Origin of the sequence: Providencia sp. JUb39 (genome assembly GCF_012272845.1) — a bacterium.
Taxonomy (GTDB): Bacteria; Pseudomonadota; Gammaproteobacteria; order Enterobacterales; family Enterobacteriaceae; genus Providencia; species Providencia lanzhouensis.
This window is the reverse complement of record NZ_JAAWXD020000001.1, coordinates 1,533,731-1,554,979: the sequence shown is the minus strand read 5'-3', so window position 1 is coordinate 1,554,979 and position 21,249 is coordinate 1,533,731. Positions and strand designations below refer to the sequence as shown.

General features: G+C 39.2%; 14 protein-coding genes and 3 tRNA genes. 11 read left to right on the top strand and 6 right to left on the bottom strand.

Translation table 11 applies throughout. The annotated features are described in order from the left end of the window. Window positions 1–612 precede the first annotated feature (612 nt). Together HFU86_RS06905 and cycA are read left to right on the top strand one after the other, a co-directional pair. On the top strand, window positions 613–1,044 hold the full coding sequence (locus tag HFU86_RS06905) for a hypothetical protein (protein WP_132494637.1): 432 nt from the start codon (window positions 613–615) through the stop codon (window positions 1,042–1,044). A 350-nt stretch (window positions 1,045–1,394) separates the two neighbouring features. Further along, on the top strand, window positions 1,395–2,795 hold the full coding sequence (gene cycA / locus HFU86_RS06900) for a D-serine/D-alanine/glycine transporter (protein ID WP_187128969.1): 1,401 nt from the start codon (window positions 1,395–1,397) through the stop codon (window positions 2,793–2,795). A gap of 87 nt (window positions 2,796–2,882) precedes the next feature. Here the strand turns inward: cycA and putP are convergent, their stop codons facing one another. Beyond that, a complete protein-coding gene (gene putP / locus HFU86_RS06895) occupies window positions 2,883–4,367 on the bottom strand; it encodes a sodium/proline symporter PutP (RefSeq protein WP_036951523.1) in 1,485 nt (494 codons plus the stop codon). A 492-nt stretch (window positions 4,368–4,859) separates the two neighbouring features. Between putP and putA the strand changes: the two genes are divergently transcribed. After that, window positions 4,860–8,858, top strand: a complete 3,999-nt coding sequence (putA, locus tag HFU86_RS06890) for a trifunctional transcriptional regulator/proline dehydrogenase/L-glutamate gamma-semialdehyde dehydrogenase (RefSeq protein WP_255425947.1) — start codon at window positions 4,860–4,862, stop codon at window positions 8,856–8,858. Window positions 8,859–9,237: 379 nt separating this feature from the next. On the opposite strand, the gene fliZ is transcribed toward putA, so the two are convergent. Beyond that, complete coding sequence (fliZ, locus tag HFU86_RS06885; protein WP_132494631.1) at window positions 9,238–9,750, bottom strand: flagella biosynthesis regulatory protein FliZ; 513 nt, start codon at window positions 9,748–9,750, stop codon at window positions 9,238–9,240. A 1,025-nt stretch (window positions 9,751–10,775) separates the two neighbouring features. Here fliZ and HFU86_RS06880 point away from each other — a divergent pair. Next, on the top strand, window positions 10,776–11,087 hold the full coding sequence (locus tag HFU86_RS06880) for a DUF5339 domain-containing protein (RefSeq protein WP_006657479.1): 312 nt from the start codon (window positions 10,776–10,778) through the stop codon (window positions 11,085–11,087). Window positions 11,088–11,169: 82 nt separating this feature from the next. Here HFU86_RS06880 and mgtA read toward each other — a convergent pair whose 3' ends face one another. The 3 genes from mgtA to cspE form a co-directional block, all read right to left on the bottom strand. After that, entirely contained in the window at window positions 11,170–13,872 is a 2,703-nt protein-coding gene (mgtA, locus tag HFU86_RS06875) for a magnesium-translocating P-type ATPase (protein WP_187128968.1), read from the bottom strand. Window positions 13,873–14,018: 146 nt separating this feature from the next. Beyond that, window positions 14,019–14,717 carry an MgtC family protein gene (locus HFU86_RS06870; protein ID WP_036951537.1) on the bottom strand — a complete coding sequence of 233 codons (699 nt, stop codon included), beginning with the start codon at window positions 14,715–14,717 and terminating at the stop codon, window positions 14,019–14,021. Window positions 14,718–15,199: 482 nt separating this feature from the next. Beyond that, window positions 15,200–15,412: a transcription antiterminator/RNA stability regulator CspE gene (cspE, locus tag HFU86_RS06865; protein WP_004909801.1), complete on the bottom strand. Its 213-nt coding sequence runs from the start codon at window positions 15,410–15,412 to the stop codon at window positions 15,200–15,202. A gap of 480 nt (window positions 15,413–15,892) precedes the next feature. Here cspE and HFU86_RS06860 point away from each other — a divergent pair, with 480 nt between their 5' ends. The 7 genes from HFU86_RS06860 to HFU86_RS06830 all read left to right on the top strand — a co-directional run bounded on the left by HFU86_RS06860 (window position 15,893) and on the right by HFU86_RS06830 (window position 19,940). After that, entirely contained in the window at window positions 15,893–16,396 is a 504-nt protein-coding gene (locus tag HFU86_RS06860) for a YlaC family protein (protein ID WP_036951540.1), read from the top strand. A gap of 136 nt (window positions 16,397–16,532) precedes the next feature. After that, window positions 16,533–16,608, top strand: a tRNA-Asn gene (locus HFU86_RS06855). A 327-nt stretch (window positions 16,609–16,935) separates the two neighbouring features. Continuing rightward, window positions 16,936–17,011 (top strand) — tRNA-Asn (locus HFU86_RS06850). A gap of 307 nt (window positions 17,012–17,318) precedes the next feature. Beyond that, window positions 17,319–17,394, top strand: a tRNA-Asn gene (locus HFU86_RS06845). 191 nt (window positions 17,395–17,585) lie between these two features. Continuing rightward, the gene (gene pyrC, locus HFU86_RS06840; protein WP_187128967.1) at window positions 17,586–18,632 is read left to right on the top strand and encodes a dihydroorotase; all 1,047 of its coding nucleotides are present in this window, start codon (window positions 17,586–17,588) and stop codon (window positions 18,630–18,632) included. A gap of 219 nt (window positions 18,633–18,851) precedes the next feature. Further along, window positions 18,852–19,106, top strand: coding sequence for a biofilm formation regulator BssS (gene bssS, locus HFU86_RS06835; RefSeq protein ID WP_036951542.1), 255 nt, complete (start codon window positions 18,852–18,854; stop codon window positions 19,104–19,106). 240 nt (window positions 19,107–19,346) lie between these two features. Beyond that, on the top strand, window positions 19,347–19,940 hold the full coding sequence (locus HFU86_RS06830; protein ID WP_036951544.1) for a LuxR C-terminal-related transcriptional regulator: 594 nt from the start codon (window positions 19,347–19,349) through the stop codon (window positions 19,938–19,940). A gap of 45 nt (window positions 19,941–19,985) precedes the next feature. On the opposite strand, the gene trhO is transcribed toward HFU86_RS06830, so the two are convergent. Further along, window positions 19,986–21,032, bottom strand: a complete 1,047-nt coding sequence (gene trhO / locus HFU86_RS06825) for an oxygen-dependent tRNA uridine(34) hydroxylase TrhO (RefSeq protein WP_187128966.1) — start codon at window positions 21,030–21,032, stop codon at window positions 19,986–19,988. Between the last annotated feature and the right edge of the window lie 217 nt (window positions 21,033–21,249).

The window sequence follows — 21,249 nt, the reverse complement described above, 5'->3', positions numbered from 1 at the left end:
GATAAAAGGAAAAAATAAAAAAAACTAAGCACCATTCTCCTAGCGAATTTATAAACAATAAGATGGTCATCCAAGTTCACTACATTTATGTGTAAATAAGCATGACCTACTTCGAAAATATGACTTATGTGAATAAGTAATTTAACTTATTACCCCCGCGTACATATCGCTGTTTATTTACCAGTTAGTAACAATGAATGATAATATCATAATGTTACTATATACTTTTATTTTAACAAATTACTTAACCACAATGACAACATTACGTATAACTGCTTATTCGAATTAAGATACATATACGTTTTCATATGTTTTATTTAAAAAATTATATGATGACTAAAAGGGTAAAATTGGCATATTGATACTGAGGTGAAGGGTGGATAAAATATTGTTAAAACTGGGACTTGGCTCACAAAGAGGTGATGAGGTTACATTATAGTTTCATTATGAAACAGGCTTATTCTTTAGCCAATCAGGCATAAAAGAGGTAAAAATGTTCGATCTCCAAACTATCACTATCCGTTTTTCATTTTATTAACATGCAACCCATTGTCTATTCTGTGACACTTTGTACTATTTATCTTATAAAGAAATTAATTTTTGAGGTTTACTATGTTTAATTATTTAGCAACAGTTGAATTTGTCGAAGATGAAGGAGTATACGAAATTAATTTTTGTGATTTTCCCGATATTCAAGGCGTGACTTATTGCGCAGAAGATGTCGAACTAGAGGCTCAAGAAACATTACTCGCCACACTTTCGGAGCTAATCACATTAAGAAATCCGATTCCTCTTCCCCAAAATTCGGTCACTGATGCGTTTGCTATTCATTTACCTGTATTGAGTTGCTTAAAAATCGCACTGCACAATGCCATTCTTGAAACTCAAACTCCGCGGAGCAAACTTGCTCGGACACTCAATATCAGCGCTCAACAAATAGAGCGGTTACTTGACCTACAATATGCGTCAAAAATTGAAGCACTCGAACAAGCTTTATTTGTCGTGGGATATGACGTGAAAGTGACCGTTAGCCCTATCGTTTAGAAATAGCCAACGAAGATAACGGTTAAAAATAAGAAATCCCGTGGAATTTTCAGTTAAAAAATAAGCTATATCACTCTTATATATATCCAATACCCCAACTGTCATTATTTAGAATTAAGTATTTGGTACATTTCATCTTATTCTGCTATTTTTATTTTTAGGTTAATTTTTCGTTAATAGTGTTAATAACCTAGGAGGATCCGTTGGTTAAACCAGCGGTCTCTCAGCCATTTGTAAATTTTCTCTTACTCTAATTGAGATTTATGTCACAATATTTCGAGCAAACACAGCCTCAAACTTAAAAAAATAGTGTGGGCTAATATCACAATGACTATCGGATAAATAACAATATGGAAGAAAATGCAGCGACAACCACCTCTCGGCCATCTTCTGACCGAAATCAACTAAAGCGTAGCCTCAGTAACCGTCATATCCAGTTAATTGCTATTGGTGGAGCCATTGGTACCGGGCTATTTATGGGGTCAGGAAAGACCATCTCCCTTGCGGGTCCCTCTATTATCTTTGTCTACATGATCATCGGCTTTGTGCTGTTTTTTGTCATGCGAGCCATGGGGGAATTACTACTCTCCAACCTTGACTATAAATCATTCAGTGATTTTTCTGCGGATTTAATCGGTCCATGGGCTGGCTTCTTTGTGGGATGGACTTACTGGTTTTGCTGGGTGATCACGGGAATAGCCGATATTATCGCGATCACCTCGTATGTCAGTTTCTGGGTGCCTAATTTCCCGGAATGGGTGACTTCATTTATCTGTGTTGCCACCCTACTGACGCTAAACTTAGTATCTGTTCGACTGTTTGGTGAGCTGGAGTTCTGGTTCGCAATGATCAAAATTGTCGCCATTGTCACGCTAATTGCCGTTGGTGGAACATTAATTGCGATGAATTTCCAATCACCGACCGGACACACGGCATCCTTAAGTAATATTTGGAACGATGGTGGAATGTTCCCGATGGGGCTCAGTGGATTCTTTGCAGGATTCCAAATTGCTATTTTCGCCTTTGTGGGAATTGAATTAGTAGGAACCGCCGCAGCGGAAACCCGTGATCCTGAAAAATCCCTGCCAAAAGCCATTAATGCTATCCCGATTAGGATCATTGCTTTTTATGTGTTATCCCTGATTGTGATTATGGCCGTTACCCCTTGGCGCACCATTTTGGCGGATAAAAGTCCTTTTGTGGAAATGTTCGTGCTAATCAGCCTGCCTGCTGCTGCCAGTATCGTGAACTTTGTGGTACTTACCTCTGCGGCTTCATCAGCAAACAGTGGTGTTTTCTCCACCAGCCGTATGCTGTTTGGGTTATCTAAAGAGGGAGATGCGCCGAAACAATTTAGTCAGTTATCAAAAAAAGCAGTACCCGCAACAGGCTTAATTTTCACCTGTATCTGCCTAAGTTTCGGTATTGTTTTGATCTACTTTATTCCCGATATCATGCATGCATTCACCTTAGTCACAACCGTGTCTGCGATTTTATTCATGTTTATCTGGAGTATGATTTTATTAAGCTACCTGAATTTCCGTAAGAATCGCCCAGGAAAACATGCCGCATCTCGCTATAAGATGCCTTGGGGTATTTTTATGTCGTGGGTCAGTCTCGCCTTCTTTGCTTTCATGGTGGTGTTATTAGCGTTCCAACATGACACCCGACAAGCATTAATTGCGACACCACTGTGGTTTGTTATTCTGTTTATTGGCTACCAAGTCGTAAAACGCCGTAAACCACGTTGATTATTTGACGAATAAGCAATTAACAAAAATAAAAGGCTGGAAGGTTTCCCTTTCAGCCTTTTTACTATCGATAACCAAATCTATCTATTATTTTGTATTGTATTCAGCTTCTGCTTCATCAAAACGGGCTTGTGCTGCTGCGCTTGGCGCCTTAGTTATCAAGCTGATAACAATGATAGCGATAGTCGCAAAGATAAAGCCTGGGATGATTTCATATAAACCTAACCATTTGAATTTCATCCAAACTAATACTGTTACCGCACCGACAACCATCCCGGCTAATGCACCAGTACGTGTCATACGTTTCCACATAACAGAGAGTAAAACGACGGGACCAAATGCGGCACCAAAACCGGCCCACGCATTACTCACCAATCCTAAGACTTTGTTATTTGGGTCTTGGGCAATATAGATTGCGATCGCCGCTACTAACAGCACCATTCCACGCCCTACCCATACTAGCTCTTTCTGGCTCGCTGATTTGCGGAAGAAAGGTTTGTATAAATCTTCGGTTAATGCGCTGGCACATACTAATAATTGGCAACTTAATGTACTCATTACCGCCGCCAAAATCGCAGACAGCAAGATACCCGCAATCCATGGGTTAAACAGTAATCCGGCTAATTCCATGAAAATACGTTCGTTATTTTTCATTACAGAACCTGCTAATGCAGGATTATTTTCAAAATAAGCGATACCAAAGAAGCCAACAGCAATTGTTCCACCTAAGCATAATGCCATCCATGTCATACTGATACGGCGTGCTGAACGGATCGTGCGATGTGAATCTGCCGCCATAAAACGTGCCAGAATATGAGGCTGACCAAAGTAACCCAGTCCCCAACCTAGCAATGACAAAATAGCAACAAAGTTCATTCCCTTAAACATATCAAGATATTCAGGGTTTTTAGCTTTAATGACTTCTATTGAAGTATCTAACCCGCCAAGGGATAAAATCACGACAATTGGCGTTAAGATCAGGGCAAAAATCATCAATGATGCTTGAACAGTATCCGTCCAACTTACCGCTAAGAAACCACCTAAGAAAGTATAAGCAATGGTCGCCAATGCCCCTAACCATAGTGCTTTGTCGTAACTAATATTAAAGGTGCTTTCAAACAATAAGCCCCCCGCGACAACCCCTGATGCACAATAGATAGTAAAAAAAACTAAAATAACAACCGCAGAAATAATACGTAAAATCTTACTATTATCTTCAAAACGGCTTGTAAAATAATCTGGCAACGTTAAGGCATTATTATTTTTCTCGGTTTGTACACGTAAGCGCCCTGCAACAAACAACCAGTTCAGATAAGCCCCTAAACATAAACCAATCGCAATCCAGCTTTCAGAAATCCCAGCGAGGAAAATAGCACCTGGTAAACCCATCAATAACCAGCCACTCATATCTGAAGCCCCTGCAGATAATGCGGTTACCACACTACCTAAACTTCGTCCCCCTAGAATGTAATCATCAAAGTTTTTCGTTGAGCGATAGGCTAAATAGCCGATCAATAACATACCCGTGATATATACGATGAACATAATGATCATCGGAGTGCTTACAGTCATCCTGTCGTCTCCATAGTGCGTCTATTTTGTCGTTATCTTTATAATTTTCTTTGATAACTTTTAATCTCAAGGTGTTGCACTTAATTGCACAATTTTGCGTTTTTTGATGCACACCTTATCTATGTTGTGATTGTTTGTGTTGCATAACTCAATAACTTTGCCACATCATGCTAGACAGACTCAGATGCTTTTAACAAGAAATTAACTATTTTTTATTCGATAAATAAAAGACACATCACAAATGTTAAACTTTTAAGTCAAATTCTTAATTAAGCGTTTAACTTGCCATCATCCTAAAATATAAATCAATATATTGATTTATAAGTGAATTATAAAAACCAAATCAATGGACATCATAAATCACTCATAAAAATAAGAGTTGTTTCACATTTTCTTCACATGACACATTAACAATGTTGCACAAAGTTGCAACATCATCATAATGGTGTGTAACTTTTGGTATTTAACACCTGTGAAAAGGAAGGAATTAAGATGAGTAGCACAACAACTATGGGTGTGAGACTTGATGAAGAAACTCGTGACCGCATTAAAACCGCCGCTCAACGTCTTGATCGCACATCCCATTGGCTTATTAAACAAGCTATATATAATTATTTAGAGCAACTCGATAACAACCAAATTATACCTGAATTATCAACGGTTTTGGATACAAAAGATCAGCATTCTGGTGATGAAATTTCATCCCCTGAGACCCTTTATCAGCCATTCCTTGAGTTCGCTGAGCATATTTTGCCCCAATCCGTTAAACGCTCTGCAATTACATCAGCGTACCGCATTCCTGAAACTCAAGCCGTGCCTATGCTTTTACAACAAGCTGAGCTGCCTCCTGAGCAAGCTGATGCGGCTCATAAATTGGCTTACTCCATTGCAGAAAAACTGCGTAATCAAAAAAATGGAGTGGGTCGTTCAGGCTTAGTCCAAGGGTTATTACAAGAATTTTCGCTGTCTTCTCAAGAAGGTGTGGCATTAATGTGCCTTGCCGAAGCGCTATTACGTATTCCAGATAAAGCCACTCGCGATGCGTTGATCCGAGACAAAATCAGTACGGGTAACTGGCAATCTCATGTTGGTCAAAGCAGCTCGATGTTCGTCAATGCGGCAACATGGGGTCTTTTATTTACAGGTAAATTAGTCTCGACCCACAATGAAGCCAAATTATCGACATCGTTAAATCGTATTATCAGTAAAAGTGGTGAGCCGCTGGTACGAAAAGGCGTGGATATGGCAATGCGCTTAATGGGTGAACAGTTTGTCACCGGTGAAACCATCGCCCAAGCCCTTGCCAACGCACGTAAATTAGAGGACAAGGGCTTCCGATACTCCTACGATATGCTGGGTGAGGCCGCCTTAACTGAGAAAGATGCCCAAGATTATATGGTCTCTTACCAACAAGCGATCCACGCAATTGGTAAAGCATCGAATGGACGCGGGATCTATGAAGGACCGGGTATTTCCATCAAATTATCCGCCCTGCATCCACGCTATAGCCGCGCGCAATACGATCGCGTGATGGAAGAACTGTATCCGCGCTTACTTTCTTTAGTCTTGCAAGCTCACCAATACGATGTTGGTATCAATATTGATGCTGAAGAAGCAGATCGCTTAGAAATTTCGTTAGATTTACTCGAAAAATTGTGTTTTGAGCCGAAATTAGCAGGCTGGAACGGTATTGGTTTTGTCATTCAGGCTTACCAAAAACGCTGCCCATTTGTTATCGACTCAATTATTAATTTAGCCGAACGCAGCCAACGACGCCTGATGATCCGTCTCGTAAAAGGCGCTTATTGGGATAGCGAAATTAAACGTGCGCAAATTGATGGCTTAGAAGGTTATCCAGTTTATACACGCAAAGTGTATACCGACGTTTCTTATATAGCTTGTGCTCGTAAATTACTGTCTGTACCTAATTTAATTTACCCACAATTTGCGACTCATAACGCCCATACATTATCAGCTATCTACCAAATTGCAGGTAAAAACTACTACCCTGGTCAATATGAGTTCCAATGCTTACATGGCATGGGTGAACCATTATATGAACAAGTTGTTGGTAAAGTGGCTGACGGTAAACTCAACCGCCCATGTCGTATTTATGCTCCAGTAGGTACCCACGAAACCTTATTAGCTTACTTAGTACGCCGTCTCTTAGAGAACGGGGCAAATACTTCGTTTGTTAACCGAATTGCGGATGCCACAATTCCATTAGATGAATTGGTTGCTGATCCGGTTAAAGATGTTCGTGAACTGTCTAAAACTGAAGGACAAATTGGCTTACCACACCCTAAAATTCCATTACCGCGTGACCTGTATGGAACCCGTCGCGTTAACTCAATGGGCTTAGATTTATCTAACGAACACCGCTTAGCATCACTCTCGAGCGCATTGCTCAATGCCGCAGCACAAGAAAAAATCGCGGAGCCACTGCTGGGTGGTGAATTTGTGGCACAACAAGCGCTACCTGAAGCTGTCGCAATTATCAACCCAGCCTGTCATCGTGATATCGTTGGTAAAGTACGTGAAGCCAGTGAACAAGAAGCTGAACATGCGCTTGATATCGCCACTGATGCGGGGGCGATTTGGTTTGCAACGCCACCATCTGAACGTGCTGCTATCCTGTTACGTGCTGCCGACATTATGGAACAACAATTGCAGCCATTATTGGATGTGCTGGTGCGTGAAGCTGGGAAAACTTACGCGAATGCAATTGCTGAAGTGCGTGAAGCGGTTGATTTCTTAAACTATTATGCAACTCAAGTTCGTGAAGATTTTGATAATAACACTCACCGCCCTCTTGGCCCTGTTGTTTGTATCAGCCCATGGAACTTCCCATTAGCCATTTTCTCAGGACAAATCGCAGCGGCATTAGCCGCAGGCAACACTGTGCTGGCTAAACCAGCGGAACAAACACCATTAATTGGTGCTATTGCAGTATCCATTATGCATCAGGCGGGTATTCCTCGTGATGTCCTGCAATTTTTACCAGGTAAAGGCGAAACGATTGGAGCTAAATTAGTCGGCGATCAACGTGTTCGTGGCGTGATGTTTACTGGCTCGACCGAAGTCGCGGGCTTATTGCAGCGCAATATTGCGGGTCGCTTAGATGCTCAAGGTCGCCCGAATCCACTGATTGCAGAAACTGGCGGATTGAATGCGATGATTGTTGATTCTTCCGCTCTCACAGAACAAGTTGTCACCGATGTCGTCGCCTCTGCATTTGACAGTGCAGGTCAACGCTGCTCCGCATTGCGTATTCTTTGTGTGCAAGAAGATGTCGCAGACCGAACAATTCGTATGCTGAAAGGTGCAATGGAAGAGTGCCGGATGGGAAATCCTGAACACATCTCCACCGATATTGGTCCTGTTATTGATAGTGAAGCCAAAGAGAATATTGACCAACACATTCAACAAATGCGCAGTAAAGGCAAAATCGTTTTCCAAGCCGTCTATGCCGATAGCCAAGATCAGCAAGAACAGGCAGAAGGAACCTACGTTAAGCCAACGCTGATTGAGTTAGATAATATTGGTGAGTTGAAGAAAGAAATTTTCGGACCAGTTCTGCATGTTGTTCGTTTCAAACGTGATGAGTTAGAGCAATTGGTTGACCAAATCAATGCGGCTGGTTATGGATTGACATTAGGTGTTCATACTCGCATTGATGAAACCATCAACCAAGTGGTCGCTAAAGCGAAAGTGGGCAACTTATATGTTAACCGCAATATGGTCGGTGCTGTTGTCGGAGTACAACCATTTGGTGGTGAAGGACTTTCAGGCACAGGACCTAAAGCCGGTGGACCGCTTTATCTCTACCGTTTATTAAGCGAGCGTCCTGAGAATGCAGTTTGCCAAACACTAGAGCAGCAAGACAGCCATTTACCAATGGATGCAAGTGCTCGCGCTGAGTTACTCGCACCATTTGAAGCATTCTCTGCATGGGTACAAAAACAGAAAACGGATGTTGAGCAATCCATAATTGAACAATCTACGGTTGAACAATTTGCCCGTTTAACACAAGCCGGTACAACACGTTTATTACCAGGACCAACAGGTGAAAAGAACACCTACACCTTGCGTCCACGCGGCACTATTTTATGCCTTAGCGATAATGAGCGTGATTGTTTGACTCAATTATCTGCTGTGCTCGCAAGTGGTTGTCAAACATTGTGGGAAAATAGCGAACTGCACCAGAAGCTATTTAAATCACTGCCAGAAAAAGTTTGCAAAACTATCTCATTCACCAAAGATTGGCAAAACACAGTGGAGCCAATTGAAGGTGTGATTTATCACGGAGATTGCGACCAACTGAAACATGTTTGCGAAGCGATTGCCAAACGTAAAGGACCGATTATTTCTGTTCAAGGCTTTGAGCGTGGTGAAACTAACTTGCTCATTGAACGCTTAGTGCATGAACGTTCTTTAAGTGTGAATACTGCCGCAGCGGGTGGTAATGCAAGCTTAATGACTATCGGATAATAAGCAAAAGCCTGAGTTTTTCAGCCCAGAATAATATAGGCTGATTAACTCAGGCTCTCTCTTAGCAATAAACCCTTGAACTACATTCATAATATTCTATTTCTTTATCATTAAATCCGAATATCCACTTACTTTTTGTTTTTTGTCATTCTTATTTATCTATAAATTTAATTAAATAGTTCCCATTAATTTTTATCATTATATATTAAGTATTAGCTATAACAGTTGATTAAGTTTAATTCTAAATCTGTTCAATTTATGTCATTTATACTGACTATTATTCAAAAATAAAAAAAGGTGTCCTATTGGACACCTATTTGCCTATTTTAGTATTAAAAATAATCGTATAACCAACTATTTTTATTAACTTAAAATATTATTAGTTTTTTTCTGACTGCCAGCTTAAATATTGCTCATATTTACGTAGTGCAATATTGTAGTTGCTAAATGCTGAATCAGTCATTTTATCGCTCAACTGTTCTTGAACTTTACTTGCGGTAAAATCTTTCATTGAAAAGTTAGAGGATGACAGCAGTTCATCTAAGCGGCGCAGACGAACAACGTACTCGCGGACGGTGCTATGACTCATTTCTGTCTGTAAGAACAAATACTGTTTAAAAGACATAATATCGAAATAATCTGTATTGCTATTACAGAAAATTTCACTACAAAAACGACAAAGTGCTGTAAATTGCCCTTGAAGTTCGCCCCAAGCCGCTTCATCAACCAAATCGGTCATGTCAGCGATAGCTTCTTTATTCAAGATACCATCATTGAAAACGAGGGAGATACGATCAAGAGTTTTATTACAGTGTGCACAATGAGTTTGGCTGTGTTTAAAATCTTTAATATAACGACTCAACGGCCGTTTCTTTACAATAGAAGCAGACATAATGGTAAAGCCCTGTGTGTAATTATAAAAATAAAAAGTAACAAGATAAATCCGGTTACATACATACCATGCCCATAGCATTAATGATTGTCTGCTATGTTGCATATCGAGATAAGCGTAATTGCCTTATCTCATTTTCTTACTTTCCCTTTGTAAGGTGGATCCTTCTGGGAATGTAATGTAAGAAAATTTATTTCCCTTTGTCCGAAGCATTCTAACCTGTCTAAAACACTTTGGCGAATTTCTTATAAGAGTAATTTTGCACGCAAATTTGACCTAGCGTCAACCTAACGAACCTAATCGTTGTTAACCTAAATAGCAAAGTTTTATCACTTAAAGAACCAAGATTCGAAAGGCGGCACCCCTTGGAGGCAGAGACTTTACCTGATAACCCCCTAAAGGTTCAAAGGAAATTTAATTTAAAAATCAATATTATATAGTGAAAAGCATTTTATTGATAAATTTGTGATACAGCTCACTTTTCACTTCTATAATCGCATTTTAAATGTACAGCCATTAATTCTATAAATATTCGATAATCCAGTTTTATAAGTGAAGTGTAAATTATTTTTTACACTACTTCTTAATTTTAATTATTTTTACTGTATATGAAAAAAAGTTATTAGTATCATTAGAAAAGTTATAAGGAGTTTAATTTCATCCTATTATATATAATTTTTAGTTACTTTTACTTAACGTATTTTTTACAAAATAGTTTACTACCCACTAGATACTTCATACGGTTATTCTTATTTCATGAATAAGGAAGCTCAGTATCAATTACGTATTTATACTAATTAATAATAGTCCGTTCTTGTTTTTTCATACGTCATAATAAGCTAGCATAAAGCACGATAGATAATTATCACTACAAAAGTCATTTATAAAGTATAAATATTTACATTAAAGATTAACCATTTGAATTAATTATCAATTTCCTTTTTAGGATTTGTTACATTGATAAAAGAAGATCCTCTTATATACTTAATTTGCTTTATATATAAATAATTTTAATAAGGTTGATTATGAAAAAGATGATTTTAGCTTGTGGACTGGGTTTATTGGCATTGACAATCACTGCGTGTTCAGAAGAAGAGAAAAAAGGTCAAGTTGCTGGTGCAACTGAAACTTGTAACGCTTACTTCGCTGAAGTTGATAGCTTAATTGCTAAAGCTTCTGAGAACCCACAAGCCAAAGCTCAATTAGATGCGATGAAAGGTCAGTTAGAAGAAGGTAAAAAGCAAGTTGCTGCTTTACCTAAAGACCAACAAGATCAAGCTTGCCAGCAAGGCATTGATGCAATGAAACAAATGAAAACAGCTTTAGGTCTGCAATAATCTTTCCTACTCTGTTAAAAAAAGAGCCTATATGGCTCTTTTTTATTGTACTGTTTTACTAAAGTAATGTGACTTGAGCAGACTATAACCAAGTTCCAAAGCGTTTAATATAAATGTGCTTCATCCCTTGCGCTACAAAACAATAACTCACTAATGTCAGCACTAACCAAGGGAAATATTCCATTGGTAAAGGCTGCAAGCCAATCATCGAACCAAATGATGAGAACGGAATATAAAGCCCAAGAGCCATGATAATTCCCGTTGTCAGTAACACAGGTAATGCAGCCGTACTCTGAATAAAGGGAATTTTTTGTGTTCGTAGCATATGAACAACCAAGGTTTGCGACAATAATCCCTCAACAAACCAACCAGATTGGAATAGTGCTTCATGAGCCACACTATTGGCTTGGAATACATACCACATCAAAGCAAATGTCGTGATATCAAAAATGGAAGATGTTGGACCAATCCAAATCATAAATCGCCCAATATTTTTCGCATCCCATTTACGTGGACGTTTTAAAAATTCTTTATCCATTTTGTCCCATGGTAATGCTAATTGGGACATATCGTACAGCAGGTTTTGAACCAGTAAATGAATAGCTAGCATCGGTAAGAACGGAATAAATGCACTCGCAATCAGAACGGAAAATACATTTCCAAAGTTAGAGCTAGCGGTCATATTTAAATACTTAATAATATTCCCAAACGTTTCTCTTCCTTTGATAACGCCTTGTTCTAATACCATCAAATCCTTTTCTAACAGAATAATATCCGCAGACTCTTTCGCGATATCGGTACCCGTATCTACAGATATTCCTACATCTGCATCCCGTAAAGCGGGTGCATCATTGATCCCATCCCCCAGGAAACCGACAGTATGTCCATTTGCTTGCAATAGTTTTAGGATCCGAGATTTTTGTAGTGGGGTTAATTTGCAGAAAACGGACACTTGCTCAACTTTCGTTTTCAGTTCATCATCGCTCATTGCCTCGACTTCAAGACCAGTCATTATCTCATCGATATTTAAACCTACATCATGGCAAATTTTTTCAGTGATCACGGCATTATCACCAGTAAGCACTTTGACCATCACACCATTTTCTCTTAGTGCAGCAATAGCCGATATTGCACTCTCTTTTGCAGGATCTAAAAATGTAAGAATACCTTGTAACTCAAGTTGTTGTTCTGCTTGAGCCGATAACGGTAACAAAGCTTCAGCATCATTCAATGAACGTGTTGCCAGCAGTAATACCCGGAAACCCTGTCTATTATAGTCACTGACCAGCTCCGCAATCCTAGCTTTAGCTTGGTCATCCAATAAGACAGAGTGTCCATCTTGCTGATAACTATGACAAACAGCCAACATTTCTTCCGCAGCCCCTTTACAGATCAATAAAGCTTCACCTTCAGGGGTTTTTACTGTGACGGATAATTTTCGGCGAATAAAATCAAATGGCAGCTCATCAATTTTTTTATAAGCCTTCAACTGTTCGACCTTATCATTACCACGGCCACGTCGAATAATTGCCTGGTCCATCATATTTTTGGCACCACTTTGATGGAAACTATTCAACCACGCCAACTGCAAAATTCTGCTATCTTTTTGCCCATTACTGTCGAGATAATGCTCTAAAATGATGCGATCTTGCGTCAATGTTCCCGTTTTATCGGTACATAATACATCCATCGCACCAAAGTTCTGAATAGCATTGAGCCGCTTAACGATAACCTTATGCTTAGACATGGCTATCGCCCCTTTTGCAAGGTTAGAGCTCACTATCATCGGTAACATTTCAGGGGTTAATCCCACCGCAACAGCCAGTGAAAATAGTGTTGCCTCAAACCAATCACCTTTAGTGAATCCATTGATTAATAAGACAATTGGTACCATTACCAGCATAAAACGGATTAGCAACCAACTCACACTATTCACGCCGCGATCAAAAGCAGTTTGAGCTCGAGTTCCCACAATCGATTTGGCCAGCGAGCCTAAGTACGTTTTGCTCCCCGTTGCAACCACTATGCCCCTCGCCGTTCCACTCGTTACATTGGTGCCCATCAAACAGATATTGGAAATTTCAAGTAATTCATTTTCTGTCGGTGATGCGGGTTCCAAACTTTTTGCGGACACATTTGCGAGAGTGTCATATTTTTCAACTGGGATAGATTCCCCCGTTAAAATGGCTTGGCTGATAAATAGGTCTCGGGATTCCACCAGTTTTAAATCCGCAGGAACCATGTCTCCAGCTGATAATAAAACGATATCTCCAGGTACTAAGCACTTGATTGGTACCTCTTTGCGAATAGAACGTCCCGTTCTATTGTCGCGACGGTATACCGTTGCTGTGGTTCTTACCAAGGATTTCAAGGCTTCCGCCGCTTTATTGGTTCGATATTCTTGCCAAAAACGCAGCAACCCACTTAATACAACCATCGTGACAATGATGATAACGCCCGTTAAATCAGTCTCTTCACCTTGACGCTCAGGGATCATGTAATCAGTAAAGAAACTCACAATCGCGAGGATCATCAAAACAAAAATAAATGGATTTTTAAAAGAAGTGAGTAATTGCTTCCAAGCTGGAGGTGCTTTTTCATGGGCAACTTCATTTTCCCCCTCGACGACTAGACGGTCGAGAGCCTCATTTTCAGACAACCCCAGAAGGTTAGTTTGATATTCATTGAGAACCTGCTCAATGTTTTTGCTCGCTTGTTCGCCAACAATGAATTTTTGGCGTGCAGGGGCTTTTGCGCCTTTGCGCTGATGCCTTATTTCAGTCATAACGTTATCTCTATAGAGTACAGTTGTACTTTTTAAACGCTATCTGACTGAAAATATTGTATTTTAGCCAGATAGCTCCTGTTTATATATCCAAGACGGGGGGTGCTCGTCCATTTCGGCTCCTTTAATCAGTTAATTTTTAGCAATCAAGCTGGTAGCTCGGATGCCACTTTCCAATTGATAGCACTGACACTTTGCTCAAGACTAATCCGGCAAACCAATGCTTCTATCTCTTTTTGCTCGACTGGCGTGGCAAGAAACTCTGCGCACACCTCCAACTGTTCTGGTTTCAATGTATCTGCACTACTCAATGACTGTAAGCGAATATGCAGCCCATTAATAGCTTGTAAAATCAACGTTCTAACAAGGATTTCATCACCTTGGTGACACATCACACGAATTTTATAACGTTGCTCAACATCCAATGCCTGCTGTTGCGGTTGGCGATTAATTTTTGCTGCGGCTTCACGCAATAGAATATTTGCGCATAAAATCAATAAAGTAGCTATTGTGGCCAGTGAGTATTGCCCTAACCCACATAACACACCAATTCCTGCTGAGCACCATAGTGTTGCAGCAGTATTCAGGCCTCGAATATTCATGCCTTCACGCATGATCACTCCAGCCCCTAAGAAGCCGATACCTGACACAATTTGTGCAGCAATTCGACCAGGGCTATCCGGTGAAGTTGTCACTGAACTCAAAATAAATACGGCTGCTCCCGTTGCAACCAATGCATTCGTACGCAATCCTGCCATTCTTTGACGCCATTGACGCTCTGCGCCAATTAATGCGCCAAGGCACATTGCAGATAAAAGATTTAATATATCTGGTGTGAAAAACATAATGATCCCTCCATCAAATAATGGATAACAATTAATGAGCAGAATAAAAAGCCCATGCCAAATTGCTGAATAAATAAATATTCAGTAATTAATGGCTATTGCCCGGAGGGAATAGAGAATAAATATAAACTTGCATGATACACACTCACTGCAACAGTGCTTATTTCATTAAAAAATGAAAAAATCTTATATAAATCAGGGAGTATGAGTGATAGAAGCATCAGACACCGCCCGCCGTAGTGGCAAGCAGCTAATAGAAGAGATTATTAATTACTTGCCAATTAAATTAAGTTTTTATTACAACTCTGACTGTCCAAGTAATTTATCTCCAATAGATTAATGTGAGCTGAGTATAGATGCGGCTAATTATTAAGTAAAGATTTAAATGTTAATTATTTTTACACTATATTTTTTATTTTTCAGAAACGAAAAAGCCCGTCCTTAAAAAGGACGGGCTTTAGAAAATCAGTTAAGCAATTAGCTTAGATAGCAGTTACGTTAGCAGCTGCTGGGCCTTTTGCACCGTTTTCAATGGTGAATTCAACTTGCTGGCCTTCTGCCAGAGTTTTGAAACCATTGCCCTGAATGGCAGAGAAGTGGACGAAAACGTCTTTGCTACCATCAGCTGGAGTGATGAAACCGAAGCCTTTAGACTCGTTGAACCACTTAACTTGACCTTTCATTTTGTCGGACATTTGACTTTTCCTATATAACATCAAAAAAACTTGCCTTTTGGCATATATGGGCCAGAGTCAGCTATTTAATCAGGGAAACACCAAGATGAAGCGTCACGGTAAAAGGCTATCTGTGATAACTTTTTTCTTTAGAACACACTAACTCAGTAATCATACATCAAATAGGACTGCTAAACAGGCCGATGCACATTAACTCATGACTTTGAGATAATAGCAACTATTTTATACATTCAATCCTGAAAATATTGCTGTTTTTTCGATTCCATCACTTTTAGGCGGAATTATGTTAACAAAAAAACTGCATTTTATTGATATTTTAAAGATTTCTTTTAAAGAAAACCCTCTCTAAGCCTCAAAAATCGACAGGATTAATCCCAGATAATGACAATCCAGTTAAATATTTTTTTTAACTGATATATAACAATTCATTCCCTCCGTGATACCCTCCTAGTATAGATATCTGACAGAGAGTCACTTACCATGGATATTATCAAACAAATACTTATAGATGATTTAGATGCCATTAATCAGCGTGAGCAACGTGATGGCAAACCTTACTTTAATAGCCAATTTCTCGCCAATCATCCTTATTTATGTATTGGCATGATTGCAGCCTATTTACCGCTTGCCGTGATCTTATGGTACGCACCCTACTTTGGTCCTTATTGGACACTTGGTATAACCCTCTTATTTATTATACTTGCTAGCGTTCTGTTATTTGACATTAAGCCTGTCTACCATTTCGAAGATATTGGCGTACTTGATTTGCGTGTTTGCTATAACGGTGAATGGTTTGTCACTGAAACCGTATCTGAGGACGCGTTAAATAAAATTCTTAATTCTCAGGAAGTCAGCTCAGCAATCAAGCAAGAAATTTCTCGTTTATTAGCATTAAAGGGCAACATCTCCTTTTACGATATTTATCATATTGCTTACCCTGAGGTTTCTTTGCCGACACAAGTTACTTTAGCCGCTCAAAATTAAAACATTATCAATAATATAGCGTAGTTTTTATTCGTAATGAGTAGTGATTGAGCAATTAGATTTAATTTCTATTTTTATCGTTGACAGGTCGAGGTGATATCGTTAATATTCGCCTCGTTCTCAGGAACAACCCAATTCCTCCATAGTTCAGTCGGTAGAACGGCGGACTGTTAATCCGTATGTCGCTGGTTCAAGTCCAGCTGGAGGAGCCAAATTTAAAAAGCCCGCTAAGATTAATTCTTGCGGGCTTTTTGCTTTCTAGTTGTTCTTCTGCCTTTTCATTCTTCTTCACCCTATTCCCGACTACTTTTATTTATTCCTGCTCTACTCATTAATAGAACAATCCTTATGACCTATGTGCAGTTCAATTTTAGCTGCACCGCTTAAAACAGCGGGCAAATTCCTGAAACTCTATAAATAAGGCATAAATAATCACCAAGTTGTTTACTTAACAACCTGTTGAACATTTTTTTTAATTTTATGCTTTACAACCGAGTACGGGGTCGGTAATATGCGCCTCGTTCTCAGGAACAACCAATTCCTCCATAGTTCAGTCGGTAGAACGGCGGACTGTTAATCCGTATGTCGCTGGTTCAAGTCCAGCTGGAGGAGCCAAATTTAAGAAGCCCGCTCAGGTTAATCCTAGCGGGCTTCTTGCTTTCTAATCCTGTCATTTCTATCTTTCCTACTAATCCCTTATCAAAGATAATTTTTACACATCAAAATTACTTTCCAATCTTAATCATATCTTTTTAACTGGCTCTTTTTTCAGCTATTTTTGACTTTATTTCTTTTACATCTGATCAGTTAGATCAAAATTCTATCGATTCGTGCAGATAACAGGCAAACAAACTTATTTTATCATTTTCCCCTTTGACATTAGCGACTCAGAACGCTAATATCCTCTGCGTGTTAAGGGAGTTCCTCCATAGTTCAGTCGGTAGAACGGCGGACTGTTAATCCGTATGTCGCTGGTTCGAGTCCAGCTGGAGGAGCCAACTTAATCTTTCCTTTCTCTGTTTTATTCTGTTCAAATTTCTTTATTTTCCAGTATGTTAAAAAACTCCAAAGAAAAATAATTTCTATATTAATTGTCCTTGATCATAGCTATTTAATCGTTTTCGTTTTATCATTCTTTCCCGGCTTGAGCATCTGCTCATCACTTCCCCCCCTTATTGGAGCCGGTTTAATGACAACTGTAACTACCCTAACGATCCGCCGCCCTGATGATTGGCATGTTCATTTTCGCGATAATGAAATGTTAAATACAGTCGTGCCGTTCACAAGCCAATTTTTTGGTCGTGCCATTGTCATGCCTAACCTTGTACCCCCTGTTACCACGGTAGAAGCCGCAAGAGCATATCGTGAGCGAATTAAACAAGCGGTACCTGCTGGGCACCAATTTACACCGTTAATGACCTGCTATTTAACTGACACAACTGATGCTGATGAACTAATTCGTGGTTTCAATGAAGGTGTATTTACGGCCTGCAAATTGTACCCCGCGAATGCCACAACAAACTCTAGCCATGGCGTGTCTGACATTAAGAAAATCTACCCTGTTCTTGCTGCCATGGAACAAGCTGGAATGCCATTACTCATTCATGGGGAGGTGACCGCCAGCCATATCGATATCTTCGACCGCGAGGCGCTGTTTATCGAACAAGTCATGCTGCCATTGCGCGCTCAATTCCCTCAGTTAAAAGTAGTTTTTGAGCACATCACAACCAAAGAAGCCGCACAATATGTGTTAGAGACTAACGAATTTACAGCTGCGACCTTAACACCACAGCATTTGATGTTTAACCGCAATCATATGTTAGTTGGTGGTGTACGTCCGCATCTGTATTGCCTGCCGATTTTAAAACGTAATGTTCATCAAGAAGCATTACGTGCAGCAGTTGCTTCTGGTTGCGATCGCTTCTTCTTAGGTACCGATACTGCGCCGCATGTTCAATCCCGTAAAGAGGCATCCTGCGGCTGTGCAGGCGTATTTAACGCTCCAACCGCATTAGCTGCCTATGCAACCGTGTTCGAAGAATTAGGTGCTTTAGCGCATTTCGAAGCATTTTGTTCACTAAATGGACCTAAGTTTTATGGATTACCTGTCAATGAAGGTCACATTACACTGACTAAATCTGAGAATATAACCTGCGAATCTATTGCTTGTGGGACAGATAAATTAATCCCATTCTTAGCGGGTGAAGATTGTGGTTGGACTATCAAAGTAAGCTAATAACATTATGATGTGGAAAGGTTTTATCCTTTTCACATCTTCTTTTTAAAGAATCACCGGCTATTTTTTTAATTTTCACCAAAATTCACAAAAAAATAGTTTTACTACTACCATATTAAAAAAATCTTCTTATACTAGATATAGCTCGTTCTGAGTCACCTGCTCTTAGTCAGTAATAGATATTTACTATTTATCACGATGTTTGATTAGGAGGTCTAAATGAATAGAAAAAGCGATGTAATCCAAACTCACCCTGTTGTTGGCTGGGATATCAGTACTGTCGATGCCTACGATGCGATGATGCTACGTTTACATTACCTCCCTGAACAGAACAATAGCCTGGATAGCGCAATAGTTGATAAAACCATGTGGCTGACAACCGATGTAGCCAAACAGCTGATTAATATTCTTCAGGCTGGAATTGATAAGATTGAGTCTGGCGAATATCTTGAATCTGATTTCAAAACTCATTAGCAGGTAAAAAGAATGGATATTTGTCTCATAACAAATATCCATTCACTATCATTTCACCACTCCAATTCACATCATTAATAAATGAAATTTTTCTGCTTATTATTAAAGATAAAATAGAAACTATAAATTATGAATTAATTGCAAATACAAGCGGTAATTTATTATTTTTATTATTACTTTATTGACTTCAATATCAATTCCAATTTATTGTAATACTCTTTTCGAACAAGGATGTTCCCTATGAGAATATTAGTTATTGATGAGTGTTATTATACCCGCCTTGGTATTACCGAATATTTATCTTCTAATAGAAAATTAAAATTCATTAGTACAGGGTGCATTAATGAAGGGATTGAATATATCAATAAATACTCGCCCAGTATTGTTTTGGTAAATTTAACTTACTATTGCCATTACTCGAGTTATTGCCCAACGTTGAAAACTCTACTAAACAGAACCAGTAGCATTCGATTCTATATCTACATCAATGCCGCGTACCCTTTAACAGACAAGCCTCTGTTACTAAAAGATAATTTTTTCATCATGTCAAAAAATATCATGACTCAAACATTGGATAAAGTTATCACTGATTCAGAACAAATAGAAAAAATAACTAAGCTTGCTAATAATAATGACTCATCCATCTTTACTATGAAAGAACAAAATATAATTAATAACTGGATGAATGAAACCCCTAATCATATTATCTCTAGAAAATTAGGCATAAGTAACAGCACCGTTTATTCACAAAAACGGCATATTACATCAAAAGTATTTGTTAAAAACCGAATTGAACTATTTTTTATTTATAATGTTTTTAAGTATCTTTATTAAAATAAAAAGCCCTTTAAAAAGGGCTTTCTTCATTTAAAAATAATATTACTTTCCGCTATTTAATAATCCATCCGCTAAACGATGGCGAGATTTATTAAATATTTTATTACTCACTTCACGGCCAGCACGGCGAGTACGCTGCTCATCTTCAGGCAGCTTCATCTCTTCGGTACACGCATGGCTGCAGCAGCCTTCATATTTTTCAGCACAACTTGGGCATTGAATAAACAGTAAATGGCAACCGTCATTTTTGCAGTTAGTGTGAGTATCACAGGCTTCCCCGCATTGATGGCAATACGCTAAGGTATCATCCGTAATACGCTCACCCATACGGTTATCGAACACGAAGTTTTTACCTTTGAAACGCAGCGGTAAACCTTGTTCTTTCGCTTTTCGTGCATATTCAATGATCCCGCCTTCCACATGATAAACATTCTGGAAACCGTTATGCAGCATGTAAGCGCTCGCTTTTTCACAGCGGATACCGCCCGTGCAATACATCACCACATTTTTATCTTTCTGGTCTTGCAGCATTTCAACCGCCATTGGCAGTTGGTCTCTAAAGGTATCTGATGGCACTTCAATCGCATTGTCAAAGTGACCCACTTCATATTCATAGTGATTACGCATATCAACGAAGATAGTGTCTGGATCATCAATCATCGCATTGACTTGCTCGGCTTTTAGATACTGCCCAGTATTGGCAGGATTAAAAGTTTCATCATCAATACCATCCGCAACTACACGATCACGGACTTTCATGCGCAGTACCCAGAAGGACTTACCATCATCATCAATAGCAATGTTCAAACGCAGGTCATTTAAGGCCGGGTCTGTTGCGTAGATAAGTTCCCGCAACACATCGACATTGGAGGCAGGTACGCTAATTTGTGCGTTGATCCCTTCTTTGGCAATATACACTCGACCAAATACGCTCAACGCTTTGAATTGTTGGTACCATTCATTACGAAATGCTGTAGGGTCTTGAATATTGAAGTATTTATAAAAAGAGATTGTCGTACGCGGCTCAGTTTCAGCCAACATACGCTCTTTAAGAATTTTATTCGAAACTTGGTTGTGTAACACTGGCATGGTGTTCGCTTTCCTATGTAATACTTTGATATAAAAAAGATTTAAATCACCAGCAAAGAATTGCTCGTTAATTTTGAGTTATTATCCCTTTTATTATGTTAATAAAAAACCCTTTATTTGAAAGGTTATTGTTAGGGGAATATATTGCGATGATTTATTAGGGGAAATAATTCTTTTTAGAAAAGAAAAAAGGGAGGGCTCCCCCTCCCTGGCATTT